This window comes from Terribium retamae (assembly GCF_022347545.1).
Classification (GTDB): domain Bacteria; phylum Pseudomonadota; class Alphaproteobacteria; order Rhizobiales; family Rhizobiaceae; genus Mesorhizobium; species Mesorhizobium retamae.
The window spans coordinates 42,675-68,388 of record NZ_JAKREW010000032.1 but is presented as its reverse complement, the minus strand read 5'-3'; the positions used below and the strand labels follow the sequence as shown (position 1 = coordinate 68,388).

Below are 25,714 nucleotides of genomic sequence, written 5' to 3'. Positions count from 1 at the left end.
GCCCTCCTGCTTTGCGGAACCGCGCTCGCCGGCGCGCTGTTGGCGCCCGCTGCGCTCGCCGCGGACGCGGTATGGAACGGGTTGGCCGGAAACAGCAACTACAGCTCGAGCGCCAACTGGGTCGGTGGAGTGCCGGCAGAAGGCACCGGATCGATCGCCACCTTCGGGCCGTTGGGCGGCGCCAACACGACGGTCACCCTGGATCAGGTCGGTAATTTTGACATCGGCACGCTCCGCGTTTGGGGCGCCCAGTCCTACGTCTTCGACAAAACCGGTGGCACCAATATCTTCGACATCGGGTCGGGCCTGGACATCGAGAACGGATCCAGCGCCACGTTCAACATCTCCCTCGGAAGCATGCAAATACGCGGTGGCTCCGCCCAGACGGCAGCGATCAATGTTCTGCCGGGTGCAGCCTTGTATTTCCAGAACAACAGTTCCGCCGGCGATGCATCGATCAACAGTTCGAGTGCGGTCGGCTTTTTCGGCATGGCTGATGCAGGCACGGCCACGATCCTGACGACCGGCCAGCTCGGTTTCTGGGACCTCACAACTGCCGGTTTCGCCAGCATCACTGCGAACGGTGGAACCGTCACCTTCGGTGCCAATTCTTCAGCGTTGTTTGCAGACATTGCTGCGAGCAATGCGACGATCGTCTCATTCCAGGGTGACTCGCGAGGCGCAAATGCACAGATCTCGCTTTTCGATACCGCGTCGCTCGATCTTTCCAGCCACAATGCGGGAACGATTACCCTCGTTACGCTCGACAGTCCGGATGCCACGACGACGGTCAATCTCGGCGCGAATACGCTGGCGGTCGGAGGACCTGCGCTCGACATGAGCTTCGCCGGGGCGATCTCTGGCACAGGCGGATCGTTGGCGAAAACCGGCGGCGGCCGCCTGATATTGTCGGGTGCCAACACCTACAATGGTACCACGGCGGTCAGTGGCGGTGTGCTCAACGTCCAGAACGGTGCAGCGTTCGGCACCAGCACCGTCGTCGTCAGCAACGGCGCTGGGCTGGAGATGCAAAGCGGCAGCCTGATTACCGTCACCAATGCGTTGACGCTCAATGGAACCGGTTCCTTGAACGGTGGCGCGCTGCGCAACGTCGCAGGGGACAACAGATATAACGGCGCGATCACTCTGGGTTCGAACACCCGGATCAATTCGGATGCCGATCAGCTGTTTTTGAGCACGATCACGGGCGTTGGGACCAATCTGACGGTTGGCGGCGCCGGCAACACCAGCGTTGGCAATGTCACGCTTGGCACGGGCGGCATCACCAAGGACGGAACGGGCGGTTTCGCCCTTGCCGGGGTGAGCACCTATACTGGAGCGACGACAGTCAACAACGGCGTTTTGCAGCTCAACAACGGGTCCGCCATCCCCGATGCCGGCGCGGTGATCCTCAGTGCGCCGGGGCGGCTGAACCTCCAGAATTCGGAGACGATCGGTTCCCTGGCCGGCAGCGGCAATATTTCCTTGAATGCCGCGACGCTGACGACGGGCGGCAACAATACGACAACGACCTATTCCGGCATCGTCTCTGGCGCAGGCGCCCTCGTCAAAGCCGGAACAGGCACGTTGACCCTGACCGGTGCCAACAGCTATGCCGGCGGCACCACGGTCGCGGGAGGCATATTGGAGCTTTCCGGTCCTGTCGCAACGCTCGGCGCGGCCTCGGCTCGGACCACGGTCAGCGGCGCCACGCTCGATCTCGGCGGCACCAATCAGACCCAGAATGGCGGCGTGCTCCTCGACGCCGGCTCCATCCAGGGTGGCGGACTATCCTCCACGGGCGTCTTCGAGCTTCGCGCCGGCTCGGTGTCGGCCAATCTCAGCGGCACCGGCCAAATCGAAAAGAACGGCGCCGGCACGCTGACCCTCTCCGGCAGCAACAGCTATAGCGGCGGCACGCGCATTGCGGGCGGCACGCTGGTCGCCCAGGGCGGCAGCGCGGTCGGCGACAATTCTTCGGTGCTCGTCCTCACCGGCAGCACCTTTCGCGTGCTGAACGACGAAAGGGTCGCGACGCTGTCCGGCTCCATCGGCGACGCCACCGCAACCGTGGAACTGAACGGGGCAGACTTGACACTGGGCAGCACCACAAGTGCGGCGGCCCTCTATTGGGGCTCCATCACCGGCAGCGGCGGCATCGTGAAGGATGGCAATTTCAGGCAGGTCCTTGCCGGCAACAACAGTTACGACGGTGCCACCCAGATCCTGGGCGGCACGCTGTTCGCCGTCGGCGCAGGCAGGGACTCGATCAGCGACGGCTCGGCCGTAACGGTCGCCGCCGGCGCAAAGCTGTCGCTTGTCGATCCTTCACTTGCTCCTATTTTTACCGGCCTGGAGAGCGACGACGAGACGATCGGCTCGCTGGCCGGCGCGGGCACCGTCGATCTCGGCGCACAGACCCTGACAGTCGGCGGAAACAATGCCAGCACCACTTTTTCCGGCGTGATCACCGGCAGCGGCGGCCTGACCAAGACCGGCAGCGGCACGCTGATCCTCTCCGGTTCGAGTGTCGGCAGTCCGTTCACCGGCACGGCGACGGTCAACCAGGGCATCCTGCGCGTCGACGGGGTATTCGGCGACACGGTCAACGACACCGCGCAGGTGAATGTCGCCGGGGGCGGCACGCTGCAAGGCAACGGCATGATCCATGGCGACGTGGCGATTCAGGCCAACGGCACGCTTTCCGCCGGCGCCAGCCCCGGCACACTGACGATCGCCGGGGACCTGACGCTCGATGCCGGCTCGACCTCGAAGTTCGAATTCGGCACGCCCAATGTTGTCGGTGGCGCCACCAACGACCTTGTTCAAGTCGGCGGCAACCTGGCGCTCGCCGGCAATCTGGAAGCCGAGGTGGCTTCGGCCGGCTACTACCGGCTCTTCGAATATGGCACGCTGACGCCGGGCAGCGCCTTCGACAGCGAGACGGTGACCTCGACCAATGCAGGCTTCACCCTGGCGGGCCATTCGATAGGTTTCGACATTCCGGGCGAAGTCTACATGATCGCTCTCGGCGCCGGTCAGAACATCCAGTTCTGGGACGGCAGCAGTGCTACGCCCAATGTCGTCGAAGGTGGCACCGGCACCTGGGATACCGCAAGCTTCAATTGGACGGATGTGAATGGCGCGGTGAACACGCCATGGATGCAGTCGGTGGGCGTATTCGCCGGCTTTGGCGGTACGGTCACCGTTGCCGGCACGCAGAATTTCGACACGCTGCAGTTCACCACCGGCGGCTATCGCCTTACCGGCGGCAGCCTGGCCTTCAAGCCGGCTTCGGGTACGACAGGCACTATCGCGGTCGACGGCGGCGTCACGGCTTTTGTCGACAGCGTCCTGGTCAATGGAACGACCGCCACCGACTTCGCCAAGACCGGCAGCGGTACACTGATCCTCACGGCAGCCAACACCTATACCGGAACGACCTCGATCCTGGGCGGCATCCTGCAATTGGGCGATGGCGGCAACACCGGTTCGATCGGCGCCGGCAACGTGATCAATAACGGCGTGCTGGCCTTCGACCGCAGCGACAGCGTCACCTTCGCCAATGACATTTCCGGCACCGGCGGGCTGACGCAGACCGGAACAGGCACCGTCACTTTGACGGGCAACAACAGCTTCAGCGGCGATACCGTGGTCGAGAGCGGCACGCTGGTCGCCGCAACCGGCAGCGCGCTGTCGGCCGACAGCCACGCCTTCGTGGACCAGGGCGCGAGGCTCGAAATCGCCGATGGCGTCCATGCCGACGTCAAGGGCTTGTCCGACGGGCCATCCGGTCAGGGCGGCGTCGTCAATATCGGCACCGCCGACAACGATACGGTTCTGTTCATCGGCTTCAACGGTCCCGCCAGCAGCGACTTCAGCGGCCAGATCACGGGCGCCGGCTCGCTGGAAATCGACCAGGGCGACCTGACGCTGCGCGGCGCCAGCGACATAGGCGGCGACCTCTATGTCAGCCCCGATGCGACACTCACTCTGTTCGGCCCGAACGCGTCCTTCAACGCGGCAGGCGGTACGAACATGGTCAGCGCGCTGCCGGGTGTCGAAGCCGGCGGCTCGCTCAACATGCTGGCCGGCGCGAAGCTCACCACCGACAATCTGTTGGTCGGCGGTGTCATGCTCCTCGACGGCGCCGACACCAAGGCCACCGCCTCCGGCTTGACCTTTGTCGGGTCGATGGCAAACGCTGCGGCCTTGACGATCCAGAATGGCGCCGTGATGGATAGCCTTGGCGGCGCGCTCATCGAGAACCCGTTCGAAGCGGCGAATGCCGTCGTCACCGGAACGGGCTCGACTTGGAATGTCTCGACCTTCCTCGGTATCGGCAACATGTTCGGCGGCGGCACCGGCAATCTGACGGTGACGAAGGGCGGCGTCGTCAATCTGACGGGCGACGCTACGGCCACGACGGTCATCGCCGCGGACCCGACGTCCACCGGCCTCGGTCCGTCGACGGTGATGGTGACGGGGGCGGGGTCAAAGTTGACGACGGTGAACCTGCTGGTCGGCCTGCCGCCCTGCGCCTGCGGCGACTCCTTGCCCGGCCAGCTGTTCATCGCCAATGGCGGCTCGGTGATTGCGTCCCAGCCGGTCGTGATCGAACAGGGCTCGCTGCTTTCCCTCGGCAGCGGCGGCCTGTCCGGATCTCTGGTTGCGCCCTCCATCACCAACAACGGACGCATCCAGGCCAATTTCACCGACAGCGTCACGCTCGATCTGCCGATCAGCGGCACCGGCAGGCTCTCGAAATACAACACCGGCACGCTCGTGCTGAACGGCGCCAACACCTACACCGGTACGACCATCGTCTATGGCGGCAGGCTGGTGGTTGGCGACAGCACGCATCCGGGCGCCAGCCTGGCAAGCACCGTGACGTTGAAGTCGGGGACATCGCTCGGCGGTATCGGCACGCTGGGCGGCCTTGTGACGGAAAGCGGCGCGACGGTTGGGCCGGGCAATTCGATCGGCACGTTGAATGTAACGGGCGATGTGTCGCTTGCCGCAGGCTCGACCTATGAGGTCGAGATCGCCGGCAATGGCACCAGCGACCGCATCGCCGCCACCGGCAAGGCGACGCTCAGCGGTGGCGAGGTGGCCGTGACGGCACTGGATGCCCAGACCAGCTACCAGGCCGGTCAGACCTACACGATCCTGACGGCGGCCGGTGGCGTCACCGGCGGCTTCGACCCGGCGGTGCTGTCACGCTCGGCCTTCCTCGATGCGTCGCTTTTGCAAAGCGCCAATGCCGTCGATCTCAAGATCGCGATCAAGGGCTCGAAACCGGAAGAACCCGGGGAGAAGCCGGTGTTCGTGACGGTCGCCGATACTTACAATCGCAAGCAGACGGCAGGCGCGCTCGATACGCTGCAGCAGAGCGGCCAGTCGCTGGCGCTCTACAACAAGCTGCTGCCGCTGTCGGCCGACGAGGCGCGCGCCGCCTTCGACGGCCTGTCGGGCGAGATGAACGCTTCGACGGTGACAGCGCTGCTCGAAGACAGCCGCTTCATACGCGAGGCCATGAACGACCGGCTTCGTTCCGCTTTCGAAACGGTCGGTGCCGTGCCCTTGATGGCTTATGGCGACGATGCCAGGGACCTGACCACGGCCGCCGTGCCGTCCGAACGTTATGGCGCCTGGGGCTCGGTGTTCGGCTCCTGGGGCCGCTTCGACAGCGACGGCAATGCCGCGAAGCTGTCGCGCTCGGTCGGCGGCTTTGTCACCGGCATCGATGGAATGATTGTCGATGACGTCCGCCTCGGCTTCCTCGCCGGCTACAGCCATTCTTCGCTGAAGGTCGATGACAGGCGCTCATCGGCCTCCACCGACAACTATCATCTCGGCATCTATGGCGGCACTCAGTGGGGTGCGCTCGCCTTCCGCTCCGGCCTTGCCTACACATGGAGCGAGATCGACAGCGGCCGCCAGGTTGCTTTCCCCGGCTTCGCCGACAGCCTGACCGGCGATTACCGTGCCGGCACCACGCAGGTGTTCGGCGAACTCGGCTATGGCATCAAGGCGGGCAGCATCGCTCTCGAACCCTTCGCCAATCTCGCTTATGTCAATGTCCACACCAACGGCTTCACCGAGCAGGGCGGGGCGTCGGCACTCACTGTCGAAAGCGGCTCCAACGATGTGACCTTCACCACGCTGGGCATGCGTGCCTCGACCGACTTCGACCTCGGCACGATCAAGGCGACCGCGCGCGGCATGATCGGCTGGCGGCACGGCTTCGGCGACATCACCCCGACGGTCAGCCAGGCCTTCACCGGCTCCAGCATCTTCCAGATCGCCGGTGCCCCGATCGCCAAGGATGCCGCCACGCTGGAAGCCGGCCTCGACTTCGCCATCGCGCCCAGGGCAACGCTCGGCGTTTCCTACCAGGGCCAGCTCGGCTCCGGCGCCAGCGACCATGGCGTCAGGGCGGACTTCAGTGTGAAGTTCTGAGGGAATAGCCTAGCGGCCAGGGCTCGCGCTGGCGCCGCTGTCCTCGTAAGGCTGTCCTCCGGCTAGGCTTCGAGATCGATGAGAGCGATGCCGAGGTCCTCGCGCTTGGTTCGGCGCATATAGCCGGGAGATTCCACGACCATCACCTCCAGCGTCGGACGCACGGTTCCTTCCATGAGGTGACCGCCGCGGGTCTGTCCGTCGCTCAGTCCCAGCACGGCGTGTATGTGCAGGCCAGGCTTGCCGCCGTCGGCCACGGCGATATCGCCGATCGCGCTCAGCACCTCGCTTTGTTCCGCGACCGCAATCCTGCGATAGGACTTCGAGCCGAAATCGAACCAACCGACGACGGCCTTCTCAAAGGCGCCGATCGCCGTCACCGAGGCGGCCGTGATTCCCTTTTCGCTGGCGAAATCGGACAGCGCCGTGATGGCCTCTTCGCCGGGATCAAGCACGACAACGAAGGTTCGCTGCCCTGACGTCTCGCTAAGCAGTTTCGATTTCATGTCACCTCGCAGACTTTGCCGTCTTCGAGGCTAACTCCAAACCCGGCGGCAAGTTCCGACCGGCAGGCGGGCCGGACGACTTCCATATCCCGGTTTGGGTGCTTACCTCTCCGAGATCAAATCGCCCTGGAAGGGAGCACTGATTTCGCACACGACGCCCGTCGGTGGGTAATTTATCCGAACCTCACCGTTCATCTGCGTGGACAACAATTCGATCAATCGGGATCCGAAGCCCATTCGGCGTGGCGTCGCCACGACCGGACCGCCTCGTTCTGTCCAGGACATGGTGAGACGCGGGCTTTCGCCTCCGATGACGTCCCAACGGATATCCACTCGCCCGGAGGGAACGGACAAGGCACCATATTTGGCCGCGTTCGTCGCGAGCTCATGCAAAGCCAGTGAGAACGGCAGCACCACTTCGGAGGGCAACCGCAGTTGCGGACCGCTGATTTCGAAATTGGCCACGTCGTAGGGAGACAGGACCTCGGCAACGAGAGCGGACAGCTCTGCTCCGCTCCACCGTTCCGCGGTCAGCAGGTCGTGCGCCTTGGCCAGTGCGAGGAGACGGGCATCGAACGCAGCTCTCGCCAGCGCATGCACTTCGCCCCGGAAAGTCTTTGTGGCGATTGCCCGAACGGTTGCCAGCACGTTTTTCACCCGGTGCTTCAATTCGTTCATGAGCAGGCGTTGAAGCCGTTCCGCTTCCTTCCTGCCCCGGATGTCCCTTGCGATTTTCGATGCCCCGACAATGTGCCCGGCGGCGTCTCGAATGGGCGAGACCGTAAGAGACACGTCGATGTTCGCGCCGCTTTTGTGAACGCGCAGGGTTTCGTAGGGGTCCACCCGTTCCCCGCGGCGGATACGGGAAAGTATGGCGTGTTCTTCTTCCGACCGGTCCTTGGGCAAAAGGACCGTCACCGATTGGCCGACGATGTCCTCGGCTGAAAAGCCATAGAGCCGCTCCGCGCCTTCATTCCAGCTCGTTATCCTGGCATCGAGGTCGATGCTCAAGATCGCGTCATCGGACGATTCGATGATCGCGGCCAGCCGCTGAAGCGTTTCCTGGGCACGCACACGCTCGGTTGTTTCGCTCACGATGCATAAAACGCCCCGTACCAACCCGGCCTCGTCGCGAACGGGCGAATAGGAAATGTCGAAGAACACGTTCTCGGGATGGCCATGCCTCTCGATGTAAAAGGGCCGGTCTTTCGCCGACACGGTTTCGCCGTGCTGAAGGACGCGCTGCAGCAGCGGCTCCAGGTCGTCCCAGAGTTCCGACCAGTTTTCGCGGGCAGGCCTGCCAAGCGCTCGAGGATGCTTGGCTCCGATCGTCGGCGCGTAGGCATCGTTGTAGAGGGCTATGAACTCCGGTCCCCAGAACATCACGATCTGGGCGGTGGAGGGCAGCATGAGATCGACCGCGAGCCGGAGGCAGGACGGCCATTCAGCCTGGGAACCCAGGCTGGTGCCTGCCCAGTCATAGCTGCGGATGAGTTCCGCCATGTCCGGCGTCGCAGGCAAGGTGTCGATATCCAACGCCGTCTCCAAATCATTTGCCGAGATGCATTAGCACATTCGTGGGAGCGCATCACGGCGTGCAATGGCCTTTTCACAGGGACGAGGCTGTCGTGCTCGGCGCACCCTTGCTGCGGGGGCGAAGAAGCGCCGGATCACGTGCGGCCCCACTGCCTAGATCGCTCCAGAGGCCGGCAGCGCATCAAGCTGGCTGGTCGCAGGCTGCAGCCGCGATCGCTCCTGACAGGAATGGACAATCCATCGTGTTATGGTGCACCCGTTCCAACACTGGCCAGAGGAGAAGTCACCACGTCCAGGATCAATCGCCGCGCCTTGCTTCTGCAATCCGGTAGCGTCGTCGTCGCAACCACCGTCGAAGCCATGGCACTTGACGCTCCGCGCCGGGGCACCGAATTGGCGGCTCTGATAGAGGCCCATAGGTCGGCATATGCCGCACTTGGCAGAACTGTCGAGGAAACCGGCAGTCATGGCAGCGCCTTCGAAAAAGCCTGCCGAACCGAAGAAGAGACGCTTCTGGCGATCTGCGCCCATCCTTCGGTCACGGAAGACGATCGCATGGCCAAGGCGAGCTATCTGTTGCAGATCGAAGCGCGAGGCGAACTCGACCTGCCGCAGCACATGCAGGCGCTTCTGCGTTCAGCGATGTGGAAGGCATAGCGGTCGGATTTGACGACGCTGGGCCGGCATTGCCTGCGTTCCGGGATGATACCTGACATTCTCCGGTCGCTTCGCTCCCTTGCGAGGTCGAGGCTGACGGGCTTCATGGGTTGTCACGGCTACCTGCCGGCGCCTCATTTCCACATCGAACGCATCTTGCCCTTGAGGTCGACGCTGGCGCGCGGCCGCGCCGACTGGTCGTCGCGAAGCGCCTTGCTGGCCCAGGAGGTCAGGTGGAAATGCTGCAGGATGTGCGAGGGGATGAAGCGCGTCCTGGAGGCATAGACATGCCTGTCGCCGCGCGCGGCCTGGCCGGATGTGTAGAAGCGCTGCGGCGTGACCAGGTGAAGGGAATCCTTCGCCCGCGTCATCGCGACATAGAGCAGCCGGCGCTCCTCCTCCAGTTCCTTGCGTTCGCCGGCGCTCAGGTCGATCGGGATGCAGCCGTCCACGACGTTGAGGACGAACACCTTGGTCCATTCCTGGCCCTTGGCCGAGTGGATCGTCGAAAGGATCAGATAATCCTCGTCGAGATGCGGCGGCCCGGCTTCGTCGCTGGTGGCGCTGGGCGGGTCCAGCGTCAGCTCGGTCAGGAAGCGGTCGCGCGACGGATAGCCCGAGGCGATCTGCTCCAGCTGCAGCAGGTCCGCCCGGCGCACCGTCGCGTCCTCGTGGTTGCGCTCGAGATGGGGTTCGTACCACAGCCGTGCCCGCTCCATCTCCGCCGGCCAGCCGGGGCTGCGGCGCAGATCGCAGAACAGCTCGACGAATTGCGGCCAGTCCCTGGCGGCACGGGCCGGCGGTGCGAAACGGGCGAGGCCCATCTCGAGGTCGAGCGAGGTTTCCATACTGTCGATCGCCTGGGATGCCGCGGCAGGCCCGATCCCCGGCAACAGCTGCATGACACGGAAGCCGGAGATGCGGTCGCGCGGATTCTGCACGAACCGCAGCACGGCCAGCACGTCCTTGACGTGGGCGGCGTCGAGGAATTTCAGCCCGCCGAACTTGACGAAGGGGATGTTGCGCCGGGTCAGCTCGACCTCGAGCGGACCCGAATGGTGGGACGCCCGAAACAGCACCGACTGCTGTTTCAGCGGCGTGCCCGTCTCGCGCTCCTTCAGCACCTCGTCGCAGATATAGCTTGCCTGTTCGGCCTCGTCGCGAACGGTCACGATCGCTGGCTTTTCGAGCGAGCAGCGTTCGGTCCAAAGGTTCTTGGTGAAGCGTTCGCTGGCCTCGCCGATGACGGCATTGGCGGCATTCAGGATCGCATCGGTCGAGCGATAGTTGCGATCGAGCGTCACGATTTCGGCCGGCGAGGGGAAAAGGGCCGGGAAGTCGAGGATATTGCGCACTTCCGCGGCGCGGAACGAATAGATGGATTGGGCATCGTCGCCCACCACAGTCAGGCCCTCGCCGCCCGGTTTGATCGCCGTCAGGATCGATGCCTGGAGCCGGTTGGTATCCTGGTATTCGTCGACGAGGATGTGATCGAAGCGCGAGGCCAGATGCGCGGCGATCTCGGCCTCGCCAGCCATCTGCGCCCAGTAGAGCAGCAGGTCGTCATAGTCGAGGATGTTCTGCCGCTGCTTGGCTTCGACATAGGCGCCGAACAGGCGCTTCAGCTCCTCGGCCCAGCCGACACACCACGGGAAATTGTCGCCGACGACCTTTTCGAGCGCGTCCTGCGAATTGACGGCACGCGAGTAGATCGAAAGACATGTCCCCTTCGTCGGAAAGCGGTTCTCGGTCTCCGAAAAACCGAGTTCGTGCCTGACCAGGTTCATCAGGTCGGCGGAATCCTCGCGATCATGGATGGTGAAGCTCGGCTCCAGCCCGATCTCCAGCGCATAGTCCCGCAGCAGTCTTGCCCCGATGGAGTGGAAGGTGCCGGCCCAGGTCAGGCCTTCCATCAGGCTTGCGGCCTTGTCCTTCATCACTTCGGCGGCGATCCGCTCGACGCGCTTCGTCATCTCGGTGGCGGCGCGGCGCGAGAATGTCATCAAAAGGATGCGCCTAGGATCGGCGCCGCGGACGATGAGATGGGCGACGCGATGGGCAAGCGTGTTCGTCTTGCCGGATCCCGCGCCCGCGATGATGAGAAGCGGGCCGCAAACCGCACCGTCGCCGTGCAGGACCGCCGCCCTTTGCCCGTCGTTCAGTTTCGACAGATAGGCAGGCTGCTCGAGCGAATCACGGACGGCGATGTTCATCGGGGCATGAAGCATCGTTTCTGTTTCGTTCGCAATCGGCTTCATCTCCTGAGCTTTGATCCCCGTCGGCTCTGGCATGCCGTTCGCCCCGCGCCTGGATCAGAAGTGCCCCGGGGCGGTGGCTTGCGGCCTGTATGACAGGCATGGCAACAAACCAGGGCGCGGTTCCGCGCTGCCGGTCACGGCATGTCTCAAACAGGAGAACGACAATGCACTTCGACAACCTGCGCCCACGCTCCGGTCCTCTGCCCACCGACCTGCTCGCAATCTCGGACAAGATTTCTGACTGGCGCATAGAAGTGGTGGGATATGACTGATACGGCGAACTGGCTCGAACAACAGGCGATCTCGGAAGTCGAGTGCCTGGTACCTGACATGAATGGTGTGTTGCGCGGCAAGATCGTGCCTGCACCGAAACTTCTGGCGGCACCCGACGACGCCGCGATCATGCTGCCGAACAGCGCCTTCATGGTGGCGGTGACCGGCCAATACACAGGCGCCATAGACGACGAAAGCGCCTACCAGGATGCCGACATGCGGCTCCAGCCCGACCTTGCCAGCCTCTGCCTGGCGGTGGGAACCCGGCCCGGCCAGGCCCCGGCAAGAGCTTATGTCTTCTGCGATGCCTTTGCCCAGGACGGTACGCCGTGGCCATCGTCGCCGCGGCAGGTGCTGAAATCGGTGATCGCACTCTATACCGCGCGCGGCTGGCGGCCGGTGATGGCGCCGGAACTGGAATTCTTCCTCACCGCGCCGAACCCGGACCCGACCCTGCCGCCCGGCGCGCCCATCGGTGTTTCGGGCCGCGCCGAGACTTCGGCCGCGCCCTACGACCTGGAAGCGCTCGGCGAGTTCCAGCTGGTCATCGACGAGATCTACCGGCAGGCGAAAATCATGTCGCTGCCGCTCGACACGATGATCCACGAAACCGGCGCCGGCCAGCTCGAGATCAACTTCAAGCATGGCGACCCGCTGCGGCTCGCCGACCAGGTGCTGCTGTTCAAGCGGCTGGTGCGGCAGGCGGCGCGCGAGCACGGGCTGGCTGCCACCTTCATGGCCAAGCCGATCGCCGAACAGGCGAGCAGCTCGATGCACCTGCACATGTCGGTGGTCGATGCCGAGACTGGCCTCAATTTGTTCGCCGACGAAGACGACGGCGACACCACGCTGTTCTCGCAGTTCATCGGCGGGCTGCAGACCTATGTGCCGCAGGCCATGCCGCTGTTTGCGCCCAATGTGAATTCGTTCCGCCGGCTGAAGCCTGGGTTCAGCGCGCCGAACAATGTCGAATGGGCGCGTGACAACCGCACCTGCGGCCTGCGCGTGCCGGGTTCGAAACGCATCGGCCGGCGTGTCGAGAACCGGCTGCCCGGCGCCGACGCCAATCCCTATCTCGCCATGGCCGGGTCGCTGCTGTGCGGTTATCTCGGCATCGAGGAGGGGCTGGCACGGCGGGCGGAAGCGCCGGCCAATGCCTACACGATCAAGCCCGATCTGCCGCGCACGCTGGAGGATGCGCTGGCGCGCCTCGACGGTTGCGAACCGGTGCGCCGGCTGCTCGGCCATCGCTTCACCAACGCCTTCCTGCGGCTGAAGCAGGTCGAGCTGGACAACTTCCAGGGCGTCATCACCGCCTGGGAGCGTGATCACCTCTTCGGGAGGGTGTGATCATGGGCTTCAACTCCGGACTCGATATGGAACGGTCCTATTATGCGGCGACGGCCAGTCCGGCGCCGCATCACGCACCGCTCATCGGCGAGGTCGATGCCGACCTCGTCGTGGTCGGCGGCGGCTGCACCGGTCTCTCTGCCGCGTTGCACGCAGCTGAACGCGGCCTGAAGGTGGTGCTGCTGGAAGGCGGCCGCATCGGCTGGGGCGCCTCCGGGCGCAATGGCGGGCAGATGATCGTCGGCCTGCGCAAGGGACCGCTGGAGCTCGTCGCGCTCTACGGCCGTGAACGCGCCAAGGCACTGTTCGATCTCGCCTTCTCCGCCTGGGGGCTGGTGCTGGAGATGATCGAGCGCCACGCCATCGACTGCGACCTCAGAAAGACCGGCCATCTGGTCTGCGCCGTCAGCGATGGCGACGCAGCCTGGTTCGAGCGCGAGGTCGAATGCCTGGCCACGGTGATGGACTATCCGCATGCGCGCATGCTGTCCGCCACTGACGCTTTGGACGCGGTCGCCTCGCCCTATAAAGGCGCGTTCTTCGACGCGCTGGGCGGTCACATGCATCCGCTCAACTATACGCTGGGGCTGGCGCGCGCGGCCGTGGAAGCAGGGGTGACGATCCATGAGGGTACGCCGGCGCTGCGGCTCGACCGACGTGGCGGCATCCGGGTGGAGACACCACAAGGCGCAGTGCGGGCCCGCCATGCCGTGCTTGCCGGCGACGCTCTGCTCGCCGGCATCGACAAGCGCGTGGAGAGCCGCATCATGCCGATCGGCAACTATATCGTCGCAACCGAGCCGCTGGCCGATGCCGCCGAGATCATCCCCAGCAACGCTGCCGTCTCGGACTCGCGCTTCGTCGTCAACTACTACAGGCTCTCGGCCGACGGGCGCCTGCTGTTCGGCGGCGGCGAGCGCTACACGCCGCGTCCACCCGCCGACATCCAGGCCTTCGTGCGCCCCCACATGGAGCAGACCTTCCCGCAGCTCAAGGGCCGCCGGATCGACTATGCCTGGGGCGGGCTGGTGTCGGTGACCACGTCGCGCTTTCCGCATGTCGGCCGCGACGGCGAGGTCTATTTCGCGCATGGCTATTCCGGCATGGGCGTCATCCTGTCGACGCTCGCCGGAAAGCTGCTGGTCGAGGCAATGTCCGGCGAGACCAGCCGCTTCGCGCTGTTCGAGGGGCTGAACCCGATGCCGTTCCCGGGCGGGTCCGCGCTGCGCGGACCGCTCTATGTGCTCGGCATGCTCTGGTACGCCATGCGCGACCGGCTGAAGCATTGATGACGGTGCGCCTGGGCATTTTTCGCCGAGGCGCACCCCCTCCGCCTATCGGACGGGAGACGGTCCAAATTCTTCCTTTCCCCAAGGGTATGGATTCTCATGCTCGCAGGAACGGTATTCCTGGACGTTTTTTCTATCATGCTGCGATCATACCCGGCGGATTGACTTCCTCGTCGGATACAGCTGCGCTACCCTGTCTGCTCCAACGAGGACTTGCTCAATGTCGCGGGTGCAGCTGAAAGCAGCGGACGGCACCGTCGTCGAACTGGATCCGGCCAAGGTCATCGAAATCCGTCAGCTCGACGGCAGGGCGCAGGTCGAGCACGTCGCGGGTTCCATCCGCACGCGCATCACCCTGGCGGAGAAGCCATGGCGTGTCGCCATGCTTCTCAACGCCGCGATGGGCGCAACATCCTCCACCTTCAGCAACTAGGGCAGATGCGCCGCCACGTATAGCGGTTGCGTCCGTGCGGAACAAAGAGCCGGAAGGCTTGCCTTTTTTGCCCGAACGCTCCGGTCACGGAAGGTGATCGCGAAGCGCGTCGGCGATCATGGCATCGATGCTCTGCGCCTTCACGCCGAGCATCGCCTCGGTATCCGCGGAATCGACGAGCAGCGGGCTTTCGAAAAGGTAGCTCATCTCAACCAGTTCATGCATGCCGAGCGCTTCCATTTCGGCATGCGAGTAGGTGCCGATCTCGGGAACGGGCTTGCCGAGCATCGCCGCCGCCTTCCGCATGAGTTCCCGTGGCGAAATATGCTGCGCGGGCACATGGAATGCACGGCCCCATTCACCAGGCCACGCGGCGGCGGCCACCAGGGTTCTCGCAACGTCCCTGGGAAAGGTCCAGGCGTGGCTGGCGTCGAGATCGCGCAGGAACGAAATCGGCCTGGACTCCAGCAGTGCCGGCAGCGCGAGAATCGAAAAATAGGTGACGGCGCCGTGCCCCAGATAATCGCTGGCACGCACCTCAAGAGCCGGCACCGCGGCACGCAGGGCCCGCTGCCACATGATGGTTCGCACCGCGCCCTTGCGCGAGGTCGGATCCAGGGGCTGGTCGGCGCGAAGCGGACCGCTGGCATTCGCGCCATAGCCGTAGACATTGCCGAGGACAACGAGTTTGGCGCCGACGATTTCGGCTGCGCGTGTCACGCCATCCATGATCGGGAAGAAATCGGTCGGCCACCGATCATAAGGCGCCATCGCGCACATGAAGATCGCATCCGCGCCCTGGCTGATCCTGGCCAGCGCCGCCGCGTCGGTCGCATCGGCCTGGACCGTGCGCACATGTTCCAGATCGAGCCGGCTCACGCTGCGGCTCGTCAGCACCACCTCATGCCCATCCAGCGCCGCCAGCCGCGCCGTCTCCCTGCCCACCGGTCCTGCGCCGACAACCACATAGCCGCTCATGTCTGTTCTTTCGATCGTTGCGATGCCTGCGCAGGTAATGGGCATTGCATTGAAAATCGCGCGGCAATCGCCAAATCTTCAGCACGTTCCGCCAAAGGTGAGACAGTTGATGCATCCCTCGTCTGCCCCGGCCGCGGCCGTCACGATCTCCGCCTTGCAGGTCGAGGCCGGCGGTTTTCACTTACGCCGGGCGGATCGGCACCGCGTCCTCATCCATGCAAGTGCCGCGACGCGTTCTTATTGCGGACAGGTCGGACGCTATTTCGTGCGGCGTGCCGGCGATATCGACCTGGTGCCGGCGGGCGAAGAGGGTGGGTTCGAGGCGGAGACCGGGTTCGACACGGTGGAGCTCAGCCTCTCTTCCGCGCTGCTCGACAGGGTTTCGGCAGAGCTTGAGCCTGGACGCTTCAGGCGTCTTGAAACGCGTCATCTTCTGCGCGACGCTCGCATCGAGCATCTGGCGCGCGCGCTGGAGAGCGATTTCCGGGCGGGTTCACCAGGCGGCTCGCTGTTTGCGGACTCGATCGGTGTTGCGATGGCGGTTCGCCTGCTGGGACTTGAGACGTCGGAACCCGATCGGCCCGGCCGGTTGTCTGAAGCCCAGTTGCAGCGTGTCTTCGACTTCATCGAAGCCGGGATCGAAACGCCGCTTTCCCTGGAGACCCTGAGCAGGGTGGCAGGGGTCAGCAATTCGCATCTGAGGACCTGGTTCAAGGCCGCGACAGGCCTGACGGTCCACCACTACGTGCTCAGCCGCCGGGTCGAACGGGCGCGACGGCTGCTGCTGGAAAGCGACTTCAGCATCAGCGAAGTCGCACACCGGACCGGCTTTGCCCATCAGTCGCACCTTGCCCATTGGATGCGCCGGCAAACCGGTGAGACACCGCGCGGCTTGAAGCGCAGGCGGTCCTGAGCATGCGATGCCGTTGACCTGGCACCCGGTCAGAGATGCCGGTGCGGCCCGACGGGTTAGCCAGATCCGTTTAGGGAAGCTGTGACAGCTGGCGCTTACCGGCCGCCGCGCTTGTGGTGCGCACTCTCCTGGTTTTCGCCGCGGATCATGCTGCGGTCGTCCTTGTCGGTCAGGTCGCGCTGCCGTGGAAGGCTCGCTCCGTCCTGCCGTGCCTGCCGCTCCTGTTTCGAGCGGCGCAGTTCTTCGGTGGCGTCGAAATCGTCGCCGGCATTGCTCGTGTCCACGCGCTTTTCGATGATGCGCAACTGTTGCTCATGCGTGTTCTTGCCAGCCATGGTCTCGCTCCTATCGGTTGGTGCGTCCGGTCTGACGCGGGTCTACGCCGCCCTGGCGCGTCACATCGTTTTCGACATCGCCCTCGAACGTGTTGTCGCCATCCAGCGCCTCGTCCCCGGCCTTGCTGGTGCCCTTCGAGGTTCCGATGCCCGGATTTTCACTCAGATCCTTGTCTGTGGGCCGGGAAGTCTTGCGGTGAAGATTGCTCATGGCCGCCTCCTGTCGTTGCGGTGCCTTCTTTCGCCAACCCGTCGCGCTGGCAAAAGTTCCGGAACATTTCCCAGTCGGGAATCAGTCCGAGAGAAGACACCGCAGCCGGCCACGGCTTCGATGACAGAACCCACGACAGCGCATTGGGCGCTTGTTGGGAGCGGCTAACTCCGGATCCCGGCCGGATTGTCGGCCCCGACCGCGTAGGTGCCGTCGCCGCGCACGACCTTGCCGTTTTCGAAGCGCAGCACCTCGCTCACGCTGGCGCCCTTCTGGTTGCGGTACTGGATGACCAGCGTGTCGATGCCGCCGAAGATGCGCTCGATGGTGAAATGAAGGTCGGGGATGCGGCGCAGGCCTTCTTCCCAATAGACGCGCAGCGCCGCCTTGCCGGCCAGCCTGCCGCCGGTTTCGGGCAGCAGGCTTGCCGCTATCGGTGAGGTGAAGACGACGTCGTCGGCGAAATGCTCCAGAACGCGATCGAGATCGTGCGAATTCCAGTCGGCGCACCAGCGTTCGGCAAACGCATTCCAGTCCATGTCCGCGCATCTCCATCGGTTCCGCGCGGGAAGTATCGCGATGGGAAAAAAGCGTTCAATGGCCTCATCCGTCTCACCCTTGGACCAGGCCGGTGCGTTGCGCGAAATGTTCGTAGGTGACCTGCCAGGGGTCACTGTCGGACGCGCGTTCCTCGCCGATCCAGTGGAAGCTGTCCGGCGTGATCTCGGTGAAGCGCCACCGCGTTTTCAGGCCGCGCGAATCTTCGCCGATCTGCACGATGTCATTGCCCTCGGCCCGTCCGATCTGGCGCGAATAATCCTGGTTCACAGGGTCGCTCCAGATGATGTGCCAGCCATCGATCGCGGTATCGAAGATGCGCAAGGTGGTGCCATACATGGTCGACGGGGCAGGGCGCCTGGGCCGGATCCAGAGATCCTGGATGGCGCGACCTTCGAGCACCCAGGCGAAATGGATTTCTCCGGTCGATCTCTCGGTCGTCCCGTCGTTGAGATGGCGGAGCGTGTCCATCTCCCAGCTTCCGATCAGCCATCCGTAGAGTGCCATGTCTTTTGCCCGATCGGCCGGCGGGCTTTCGCAGGTGAGGGCGGTGAGAAATGGGGTCATGGCCATGCCTTTCGTTTCCTCCGAGGGAACGAACGCAATTCCAGTGTGCAGCGGTCGCTTCGAATTGCGTGAGAATAAGGGGTTGGAGCGTTCCAAGTTTCCGGAACGCTCTAATGTCGCACAGCCTTGCTGACAGCGGTCTGTCGGGAGATTTGCACCATGGTCGGCGCGTTGCTCGACCGGCGGCTTTTTTCGCTTGATGCCCGCCCCGCCTAGGCGAGGGCATGGATGACGATATCGATCATGTCGCGACGAACCATGCCCCATGCCTCGAAGCTTTTCGTATCGATCGGCCGCGTGTCGATCTCGGTCACGGTGTGGTGGCGCCGATCGCTCTGGATCGATCTGAACAGCCGCTCGACATGGTCTTTTGGTCCTTCGAGGATCTGACAGACGCGGTCTTTGTCGATCGCGAGAACGCCGGTTATGCCCTGGGCCTGGTTGAAGCTCGCAGCCTTGGCGACGAGGTCGTCGATATTGGTGTCGGTGATGTCGGGTTGAAAGGTCGAGACGTAGGTCAGTCGTATGAGATTTTCGGTCAAACCGGTGTCCTCGTTGCACTTCCGATATAGGCCTGCTCCACTGCCGTGCAACCTTTTCAACCGTATCCAGGGAAAGCGAACCGGCCCGACATGATTGCCGGCACATCGGACCGGCCCGGATCGCCGATGGAGAGGTCCATCAGCACCACCTTAACAACGGCACCCGTCAAGGGTTCCCGGAATATGCAGAAACGGGAAACGTTCCAACGCTTTAGCGGAGGCAATCCCAGGAAAACGTTACACGCTTCTCCTGGGATTGCTCCATGGAGCGGCCGGCGCGCGCCAGAGGGACGGGGGATGCGCCGGCCTAAGCGCCGGAAAGTGGGGGCACTCCGGCACCTGAAACAGGATATCACCCCGGGGGCGGCCAAACATCATTGGTTTGGTGGAAGCAGGCGGCCGGCGCTTCGAGGATTGAATGCCATTGCGCCGGCCTAAGCGGCACCCGGCGCCGGGATGATGATGCACCTCGTCAATGCGCTGGAAAAACGGCAGATGAAGTGACGCGCTGCCACGCTTTACCGTGGCGCGGGGTTCGTGAGATAGGCCATGATCAGCCTTCGGCAGTGGCTGGCCATGCTTGCGCTGTCGGGCGTGACGGGATGGTGCTCGATGGCGCGGTGACTGACCGTCTCGAGGACGGTTTCGATCAGCGCCGCCGCATCGGCAAGGTTGAGGTCGGCTGCTATCTCGTGCCGATGCTGTTCCAGCACCATTGTGACGATGCCGGCAATCCTGGCGCTGATCCCCTTGTTTTTCTCCGCGCGGCCGACGCGCGGGGCAAGTTCGTTCAACGCCCTGTGCAGTTCGGGCCCATGCGGGTGTGAGACGAGTGCCGCACCGACCATGGCGTCCACCGCCCCGGCCAGCGTTTCGTGGCCCCGCCATCGTTGGCGGAAGGCGGCGGCCAGCGCTTCGCCGTAATGATCGATCAGCGCGGCCGCCAGCGCCTGCTTGTTCGGGAAGTACTGGTAGAGCGAACCGATGCTCACGCCGGCGCGCTCGGCCACCCGCGCCGTGGTCAGGCTTTCAAATCCGTGCTCGGCCAAAAGCTGAGCGCCGGCTCCGAGAATAGCCTCCACGGTGGCGCGGGCGCGAGCCTGGCGTGGAATTTTCCGTGGATTTACATCCATTTGGCCTGACGCAGCTTCGAGGACTGGAATGCGAATACAAAATGTGAGGGATTCGTCACATATTCATGCGGCCAACTCAAGCACCTGCACCGAAGACGAGAGGAAAGATGCTCTACGGAAGTACCCTCACGGTCCATGCTTTCGCGATGAGCGCATCGATTGCGCTGTTCGTGGCCAGTGAATTCCTGCTGATACCGGCCAGCCGGGCGCCGGTGCGGGCGGCGCTTTTCGCCAGCCGTTTGGCGGATATCCTCATCAAGCTCGGCCTGCTTGCCGGTCTTGTCCTCGTCTATGTCGGCGGCTGGCCGCTGCTGACGCCGTGGCTGGTGCTGTCGTTCCTTCTCATCGCCGCCGTGATCGGCATCGGCCGCAGCTTTGTCGAACCCTGGCAGGCCCGGGCCCGCTCCGCGCTGGCCGGCTCGCCCACCGAGCTCAGGCAATTTGCCCGCGACAGGCGCGCCCGCATCGGCCGCATCGCTATGATCGCGGTGTTTGCGCTGATTGCCGCGGTGATGGTGGTGAAGCCGGAATTGTAGGCTGCTTCAGATCCGGCCCTCGAGGTTCCCTCGGCACGGATGGTAAACGCTCGGAATAGTCGCGCAATGTCCCATTTGGGAGCGGAGATTTTCCCGCCGATGTGGAAAGGCTGGCGCTAACGCCTACTTGTTCGGATCCGGCAGACCGCGCCGGATCTCTTCGGAAAAGCCCGGCCCGACCCCGAAGACCTTCGCGCGCTCGCTGATGCGGGAGCGCTCGATCAGTTCCTCGAGCGGCAGCCGGGTGTCGACGCGTTTCTGGTCGTAGAGGTAGCCTGCCAGGTAGCCGTTGACGAGCAGGCGCCAGTCGGTGGGCACGCTCGCCCCGACCAGCCGCAGGATGCGCAGGATCGCCGTCGTGCAATTGGTGGTGATCGAATTGTAGAACTGCGGCTCGGCGGCCAGCGCATTGGCGTCGGCGACGTAGCCGGCCAGGAAGGCCCGCGCGTGGTTGGCCGGTACGTTCAGCCGGTAGAGGTGCACGTCCTCGCCGCGCACATTGGTGCGCAGGCCGATCAGGTCGCGCTCGTCGGCCGCGATGATGATCAGTGTGTCGGTCTTGAAGGCGTCGGCGACCGGCGAATATTCGCCGCCCAGCCGATAGCGCGCCTCGATCGACCAGGCGATCTGTTCGCCGCCCTCGAAACCGAAGCTGACGATGGTGTGCGCCATTTCGGGGCCGGCCCAGTAGGACATGAACAGGTCGACGGTCTTTAGCTTCGACAGGTCGTAGCTGCGCTTCTCCCAGCTTTCGTCGAATTCGGTTTTGCTGCGCCAGGTGAAGTTGCGCATATTGCTCAGCGTCAGCCGATCGCCTTCGATGACGCCGGTCACCTGCCGGGCGTCTTCGGGCACGAAGTCGCCGTCGCGCGGCGGCGCGATGCTCGCCCACCAGACCAGCACACCGGCAAATACAACGGCAAAGACGCCCGTGGCGCGCCACCGCAGGCGCGTGAACAGGGCGATCAGCATCGCCAGGCCGAACAGGGCAAAAAGTGCCGCAACCGCGATGCGTCCGGTCTCCGGCAGCGGCAGCCGGTAAAAGAAAGCGAGAGCGGTCCAGAGGCTCGCCAGGGCGATGGCCAGCAACAGGACGGCGATCAGGATAAAAAAGCCGGCACGACGCATCGGAACTCCGGGAATCATCTCCGACTGGGTAGCCGGACGGTCGCAGGTTGACGAGCAGGGCCGAGAAATCAAGTTATCGAGCGAACCTTCGAGCCAAGGGTTCCTTTGCAGGCGCTTGTCGAGGACTTATCTGGACAGCCGTTTGGCATGGTGGGACAGTGCTGGCTCCAACGGCGGGGCACAAAAAAATGGGCTTTTTCTCGACGTTTTTTCGAGCTCTGAAGGTCGTAACCACAGGGACGATCGTCCGACAGCTCGACACGCCGATCATAAATGGGCGCTGTGTACTATCTTGCGGCTGAAGCGCGATGGCCAGGGTAAACACCACGTCGTGCTCGCAGGCATCGCGTCGGGAAACTACCACTACTTCCCGATGGAGCTGACGGAATTTTCAGATTTCGCGAGCGCTGTTGCTGGTCTGGAGGCTTCGATCGCTGAGGCTTGCCCGCCAGCCGCCGGTGAACTGCGGACGTGAAGCGCTTTTCGCTGACTCGGTATGATTGTCGAACAATCAACGATTTTCGAAAATCTCATTGACAAGCTCATCGCCTTCAGGAAATTTAACTCCCAAGTAAAGAAATCGCGGAAAACCGCGAAACATCAAATGGGAGGTAGCGATGCCGCTAGAGGTATCGAAGGCCGGAGGCTTGCCCGGCGTGCTTTCAGGGCGAGGCAGCTCGCCGTCGATCCATCTCCCTAGACCCACCCAGAACCCCGCCTAGGCGGGCAGGCACAGCTGCCCGATGCAGCATCTTCATGGGAGGGGCGAGTGATTGGCAGGGATCAAAGCGAGGCAGCGTGCATGAGCACGTCGTCCATCGCCTCCGTGGCGGCCTCTTCACGTCTGACCGTCATCGCGCTCGTGGCCTTTGCCGCAATCACGCCGATGGCGCTGCTGGTGGCGCCGGCGCTGGCCGCGCAACTTGGCGCGGAACTGGGCGTCGGCCCGTCGCAGATCGGCACCTATTTCTTCGTCGAGAACGGCGCCTTCAGCGCTGCATCCCTGCTGGGCCTGTTCTGGCTCGGCCGCGTCAACGTCCATGTCGTCGGCATCATCGCCTTGGCCGTGTTCGTCATCGGCAACCTGGCGACCGCGCTGCTGCTCTCTGACTATGCGACGCTTCTGCTCCTGCGCGCCTTCACCGGCTTCGGCGGCGGGACCCTGATGGTCCTGTCGATGGTCAGCGCGCAGGACGCCGACAATCCCGAGCGGGTATTCGGCTACTGGGTCGTCGGGCAACTCGTCGCCGGCGCGATAGGCCTCGCTGTGCTGCCGCATCTGTTTGCCGGCTTCGGGCTGAAATCCTTCTACTTCGTGCTGGCCATCCTCACGCTGTTGCTCGCCCCGCTCTACAAGGGCTTCCGCGCGCCGGCAGCGTCGAAACCAGCGGGCCCGCGGTCCGCACCCAGCAGCCGGTTTGTCCTGCTCGCCATCTTGGCTGTAACCGCCATCCTTGCCTTCTACATCGCCATCGGCGGCGTCTGGACCTTCGCCAGCATGGCGGCGGAACAGGCGGATCTGCAGCCTGCCGGCATCGGCAACATCCTGGCAACCGCCACGCTGTTCGGCATCGCCGGGGCTTTGATCGCCTCGTTCCTGGGCGGTCGTGTCGCTCGCCGGCTTATGCTGCTGCTCGGCTACGCCATCCTCGTCCTGTCGGTCGTCGCGCTGGCGCTGCTCAAGGACGGCCTCGGCTACATCGCGGCCATCTGCGCCTTCAAATTCGCCTGGACCTTCGTGTTGCCCTTCATCATCGCCGAGGTGGCCAGCCGCGATCCGTCCGGTCGGCTCGTCGCATCGACCACGATGATCATCGGCACGGGGCTGTCGCTGGGGCCGCTGTTTGCCGGAACCATGCTCGATGCGGCCTGGAGCCTGCAATCCGTATTCGTCGCGGCCGCCGCCTGCGGGCTCTTGTCCTTCGCCTGCCTGCTTTTGTCTCCGCGAGCAAATCCATGACCAAGCCGAGGAACGAGCAATGAAGAAGACGGGTTTCTTCACCGACGAACGAACCTTCTGGCACACGGGCGGCATCCAGTCGCTCGTGCTGCCGGTGGGCGGCTGGGTGCAGCCGCCGTCTGCGGCTGGTTTCGCGGAATCGCCTGATTCTAAGCGGCGCTTCCTGTCCCTGCTCCAAGTCTCCGGCCTTGCCGCCAAACTGGATGTGCGCTCCGCCGAACCGGTCGGCCGCGAGGATCTGCTGCGCATCCATCCCGCCAGCTATCTGGATGAATTCAAGCGGGTCAGCGATACCTCCGGCGGCGACCTTGGCGTGAGCGCGCCCTTCGGCGTCGGCAGCTATGAAATCGCGGCGCTGTCTGCGGGCCTGGCAAGCGCGGCAATCGATGCCGTGTTGTCCGGCACGCTGCAGAACGCCTATGCGCTGTCGCGTCCGCCAGGACATCACTGCCTGCCCGAAACGCCGATGGGCTTCTGCCTGCTGGCCAACATCCCGATCGCCGTCGAAGCGGCGCGGCAAAAACACAAGGTCGAGCGCGTCGCGGTCGTGGACTGGGACGTCCATCACGGCAACGGCACGCAGACCATCTATTATGAAGATGCCAATACGCTGACCATTTCGCTGCATCAGGAAGGCTGCTTCCCGCCGGGATACAGCGGCGGAGAGGATCGCGGCGCCGGCAAGGGAGCGGGCGCCAACATCAACATCCCGCTGCTGCCGGGCGGTGGCCACGCGGTCTATATGCGCGCCTTCGAGCGCATCGTCATTCCGGCGCTGGAAGCCTTTCAGCCCGAGCTGATCGTGGTCGCGAGCGGCCTCGACGCCTCTGCCGTCGACCCGCTGGCGCGCATGAACCTGCACAGCAACAGTTACCGCGCCATGACGCAGAGCATCCGCGACGCCGCCGATCGTCTCTGCCGGGGCCGATTGGTCGTGGTCCATGAGGGCGGCTATTCGGAGACCTATGTTCCGTTCTGCGGCCACGCTTTGGTGGAGGCCTTGTCAGGCGAAACCAGCGACGTCGTCGATCCGCTGCTGGAGATGGCCGAGCTGTGGCAACCCAGCGAACGCTTCGATGCGTTGCAGTTCCAGCTGCTCGACGAACTGGCGCAGGCATTCCGGCTGTAGGCCGGCTCGCCTTCGGGCTGTGTGGTCTGCCTGCGGTAGCCTTGCTCCTGGGCGGTCTGACCCGGATCGTGTCGCGGCGAAAAATCGCTTCCGCGACGCCACTCCCGGGGAACGTGTGGCCTGCTCAGCCGTTCGAACGCGAAATGGGAGATCGCGCGATGGCAAAGGTCCGGCGTCTGGAGAAGGAAACCGCGATCGACGAGACGGACGCGGCCGGGACGCCGGCACTGCGGAAAAAGGCGGCGCCTCGCGCCGAGACCGCAACGACGGGTGCCTGCCTGTGCGGCGCGGTGAGATTCACGCTCCAGGGCGAGCCGACCCGCATCGGGCTCTGCCATTGCCACGACTGCCGCCGGGCCAGCGGCAGCGCCTTTGCCATGTTCCTGGTATGGGAGCGCTCGGCCTTTGCATGCACGGGCCCGACCAAGACCTACGAAGGCAGGAGCTTCTGCCAGACCTGCGGGTCGCGCGTGTTTTCGCTGCGCGCCGAAGAGGCGGAGATCATGGGCGGTGCGCTCGACCAGGCACCCACCGGCTTCGCCCCGGCCTACGAGATCTGGACGAAGCGCCGGGAGCCCTGGCTTCGGCCTCTGCGTTCGGCCGAGCAGTTCGACGAGGATCGCGAATGACCGTCCGCAGGTTGGTTCCCATCCACCGGCTATGCGATCTAACTCATTGACGCCATTGCCTAATACGGTAAAAGCCATGCCGTAAGGAACATGCACGGGTCACACGGATGGCAAAGGAACCACTGATCAAGAAACCGCAATATCGGCCCAACGAGGTCGCTTATGACGCTGACTGCCAGCAAGCCCTGGCCGATCACGTCGACAGGTTGCTCGACGATTCCGAGGCAGCGGGCTGGGACCGCGCCAAGGCAGCCTCGGCGCTCATGTATCTGAGCGCGAAGCGGCTCAAGGCCGGCTCCCCTTCATAACTTCGCACGCCCCGATGGTTTGA

23 protein-coding genes are annotated in these 25,714 nt (G+C 64.1%); 12 read left to right on the top strand and 11 right to left on the bottom strand.

All coding sequences use genetic code 11. The features are described 5' to 3' along the window. The first annotated feature begins 39 nt into the window (after positions 1-39). Positions 40-6,462: an autotransporter domain-containing protein gene (locus L4923_RS23570; RefSeq protein WP_239369539.1), complete on the top strand. Its 6,423-nt coding sequence runs from the start codon at positions 40-42 to the stop codon at positions 6,460-6,462. Positions 6,463-6,524: 62 nt separating this feature from the next. On the opposite strand, the gene L4923_RS23565 is transcribed toward L4923_RS23570, so the two are convergent. Together L4923_RS23565 and L4923_RS23560 are read right to left on the bottom strand one after the other, a co-directional pair. Next, on the bottom strand, positions 6,525-6,968 hold the full coding sequence (locus L4923_RS23565) for a PPC domain-containing DNA-binding protein (RefSeq protein ID WP_239369538.1): 444 nt from the start codon (positions 6,966-6,968) through the stop codon (positions 6,525-6,527). Positions 6,969-7,070: 102 nt separating this feature from the next. Next, the gene (locus L4923_RS23560; RefSeq protein WP_239369547.1) at positions 7,071-8,471 is read right to left on the bottom strand and encodes a sensor histidine kinase; all 1,401 of its coding nucleotides are present in this window, start codon (positions 8,469-8,471) and stop codon (positions 7,071-7,073) included. Between the two features lie 345 nt (positions 8,472-8,816). Here L4923_RS23560 and L4923_RS23555 point away from each other — a divergent pair, with 345 nt between their 5' ends. Next, positions 8,817-9,161: a hypothetical protein gene (locus tag L4923_RS23555; protein ID WP_239369537.1), complete on the top strand. Its 345-nt coding sequence runs from the start codon at positions 8,817-8,819 to the stop codon at positions 9,159-9,161. Between the two features lie 134 nt (positions 9,162-9,295). On the opposite strand, the gene L4923_RS23550 is transcribed toward L4923_RS23555, so the two are convergent. After that, positions 9,296-11,374: an ATP-dependent helicase gene (locus tag L4923_RS23550; RefSeq protein ID WP_239369546.1), complete on the bottom strand. Its 2,079-nt coding sequence runs from the start codon at positions 11,372-11,374 to the stop codon at positions 9,296-9,298. Positions 11,375-11,683: 309 nt separating this feature from the next. Here L4923_RS23550 and L4923_RS23545 point away from each other — a divergent pair, with 309 nt between their 5' ends. The 3 genes from L4923_RS23545 (at position 11,684) to L4923_RS23535 (ending at position 14,764) form a co-directional block, all read left to right on the top strand. Then, on the top strand, positions 11,684-13,042 hold the full coding sequence (locus tag L4923_RS23545) for a glutamine synthetase family protein (RefSeq protein WP_239369536.1): 1,359 nt from the start codon (positions 11,684-11,686) through the stop codon (positions 13,040-13,042). A gap of 2 nt (positions 13,043-13,044) precedes the next feature. Then, a complete protein-coding gene (locus L4923_RS23540) occupies positions 13,045-14,331 on the top strand; it encodes an NAD(P)/FAD-dependent oxidoreductase (RefSeq protein WP_239369535.1) in 1,287 nt (428 codons plus the stop codon). A gap of 220 nt (positions 14,332-14,551) precedes the next feature. Next, positions 14,552-14,764 (top strand): hypothetical protein, encoded by a 213-nt coding sequence (locus tag L4923_RS23535; RefSeq protein ID WP_239369534.1) that lies wholly within the window; start codon positions 14,552-14,554, stop codon positions 14,762-14,764. 84 nt (positions 14,765-14,848) lie between these two features. Here the strand turns inward: L4923_RS23535 and L4923_RS23530 are convergent, their stop codons facing one another. After that, positions 14,849-15,742 (bottom strand): NAD(P)H-binding protein, encoded by an 894-nt coding sequence (locus L4923_RS23530; RefSeq protein ID WP_239369533.1) that lies wholly within the window; start codon positions 15,740-15,742, stop codon positions 14,849-14,851. 109 nt (positions 15,743-15,851) lie between these two features. Here L4923_RS23530 and L4923_RS23525 point away from each other — a divergent pair, with 109 nt between their 5' ends. Beyond that, complete coding sequence (locus tag L4923_RS23525) at positions 15,852-16,655, top strand: AraC family transcriptional regulator (RefSeq protein WP_239369532.1); 804 nt, start codon at positions 15,852-15,854, stop codon at positions 16,653-16,655. A 95-nt stretch (positions 16,656-16,750) separates the two neighbouring features. Here L4923_RS23525 and L4923_RS23520 read toward each other — a convergent pair whose 3' ends face one another. The 6 genes from L4923_RS23520 to L4923_RS23495 all read right to left on the bottom strand — a co-directional run bounded on the left by L4923_RS23520 (position 16,751) and on the right by L4923_RS23495 (position 20,001). Further along, entirely contained in the window at positions 16,751-16,990 is a 240-nt protein-coding gene (locus tag L4923_RS23520) for a hypothetical protein (RefSeq protein WP_239369531.1), read from the bottom strand. Positions 16,991-17,000: 10 nt separating this feature from the next. After that, on the bottom strand, positions 17,001-17,201 hold the full coding sequence (locus L4923_RS23515) for a hypothetical protein (protein ID WP_239369530.1): 201 nt from the start codon (positions 17,199-17,201) through the stop codon (positions 17,001-17,003). A gap of 164 nt (positions 17,202-17,365) precedes the next feature. Continuing rightward, positions 17,366-17,740 carry a nuclear transport factor 2 family protein gene (locus L4923_RS23510; protein ID WP_239369529.1) on the bottom strand — a complete coding sequence of 125 codons (375 nt, stop codon included), beginning with the start codon at positions 17,738-17,740 and terminating at the stop codon, positions 17,366-17,368. Between the two features lie 73 nt (positions 17,741-17,813). Next, positions 17,814-18,332: a hypothetical protein gene (locus L4923_RS23505; protein WP_239369528.1), complete on the bottom strand. Its 519-nt coding sequence runs from the start codon at positions 18,330-18,332 to the stop codon at positions 17,814-17,816. Positions 18,333-18,538: 206 nt separating this feature from the next. After that, a complete protein-coding gene (locus L4923_RS23500; RefSeq protein WP_239369527.1) occupies positions 18,539-18,868 on the bottom strand; it encodes a BLUF domain-containing protein in 330 nt (109 codons plus the stop codon). A gap of 518 nt (positions 18,869-19,386) precedes the next feature. After that, positions 19,387-20,001: a TetR/AcrR family transcriptional regulator gene (locus L4923_RS23495; RefSeq protein ID WP_239369526.1), complete on the bottom strand. Its 615-nt coding sequence runs from the start codon at positions 19,999-20,001 to the stop codon at positions 19,387-19,389. Positions 20,002-20,108: 107 nt separating this feature from the next. Between L4923_RS23495 and L4923_RS23490 the strand changes: the two genes are divergently transcribed. After that, complete coding sequence (locus L4923_RS23490) at positions 20,109-20,537, top strand: hypothetical protein (RefSeq protein ID WP_239369525.1); 429 nt, start codon at positions 20,109-20,111, stop codon at positions 20,535-20,537. 123 nt (positions 20,538-20,660) lie between these two features. Here L4923_RS23490 and L4923_RS23485 read toward each other — a convergent pair whose 3' ends face one another. After that, a complete protein-coding gene (locus L4923_RS23485; protein WP_239369524.1) occupies positions 20,661-21,665 on the bottom strand; it encodes an Lnb N-terminal periplasmic domain-containing protein in 1,005 nt (334 codons plus the stop codon). Here L4923_RS23485 and L4923_RS23480 point away from each other — a divergent pair. The 5 genes from L4923_RS23480 to L4923_RS23460 all read left to right on the top strand — a co-directional run bounded on the left by L4923_RS23480 (position 21,616) and on the right by L4923_RS23460 (position 25,691). Continuing rightward, entirely contained in the window at positions 21,616-22,140 is a 525-nt protein-coding gene (locus tag L4923_RS23480; protein ID WP_239369548.1) for a hypothetical protein, read from the top strand. The two genes, L4923_RS23485 and L4923_RS23480, sit on opposite strands and share 50 nt — an antisense overlap. Before the next feature lie 327 nt (positions 22,141-22,467). Beyond that, on the top strand, positions 22,468-23,625 hold the full coding sequence (locus L4923_RS23475) for an MFS transporter (RefSeq protein WP_239369523.1): 1,158 nt from the start codon (positions 22,468-22,470) through the stop codon (positions 23,623-23,625). 19 nt (positions 23,626-23,644) lie between these two features. Further along, positions 23,645-24,754 carry a class II histone deacetylase gene (locus tag L4923_RS23470; RefSeq protein WP_239369522.1) on the top strand — a complete coding sequence of 370 codons (1,110 nt, stop codon included), beginning with the start codon at positions 23,645-23,647 and terminating at the stop codon, positions 24,752-24,754. Positions 24,755-24,981: 227 nt separating this feature from the next. Next, positions 24,982-25,383 carry a GFA family protein gene (locus L4923_RS23465; RefSeq protein ID WP_239369545.1) on the top strand — a complete coding sequence of 134 codons (402 nt, stop codon included), beginning with the start codon at positions 24,982-24,984 and terminating at the stop codon, positions 25,381-25,383. Positions 25,384-25,490: 107 nt separating this feature from the next. Continuing rightward, on the top strand, positions 25,491-25,691 hold the full coding sequence (locus tag L4923_RS23460) for a hypothetical protein (RefSeq protein WP_239369521.1): 201 nt from the start codon (positions 25,491-25,493) through the stop codon (positions 25,689-25,691). Positions 25,692-25,714 lie beyond the last annotated feature (23 nt).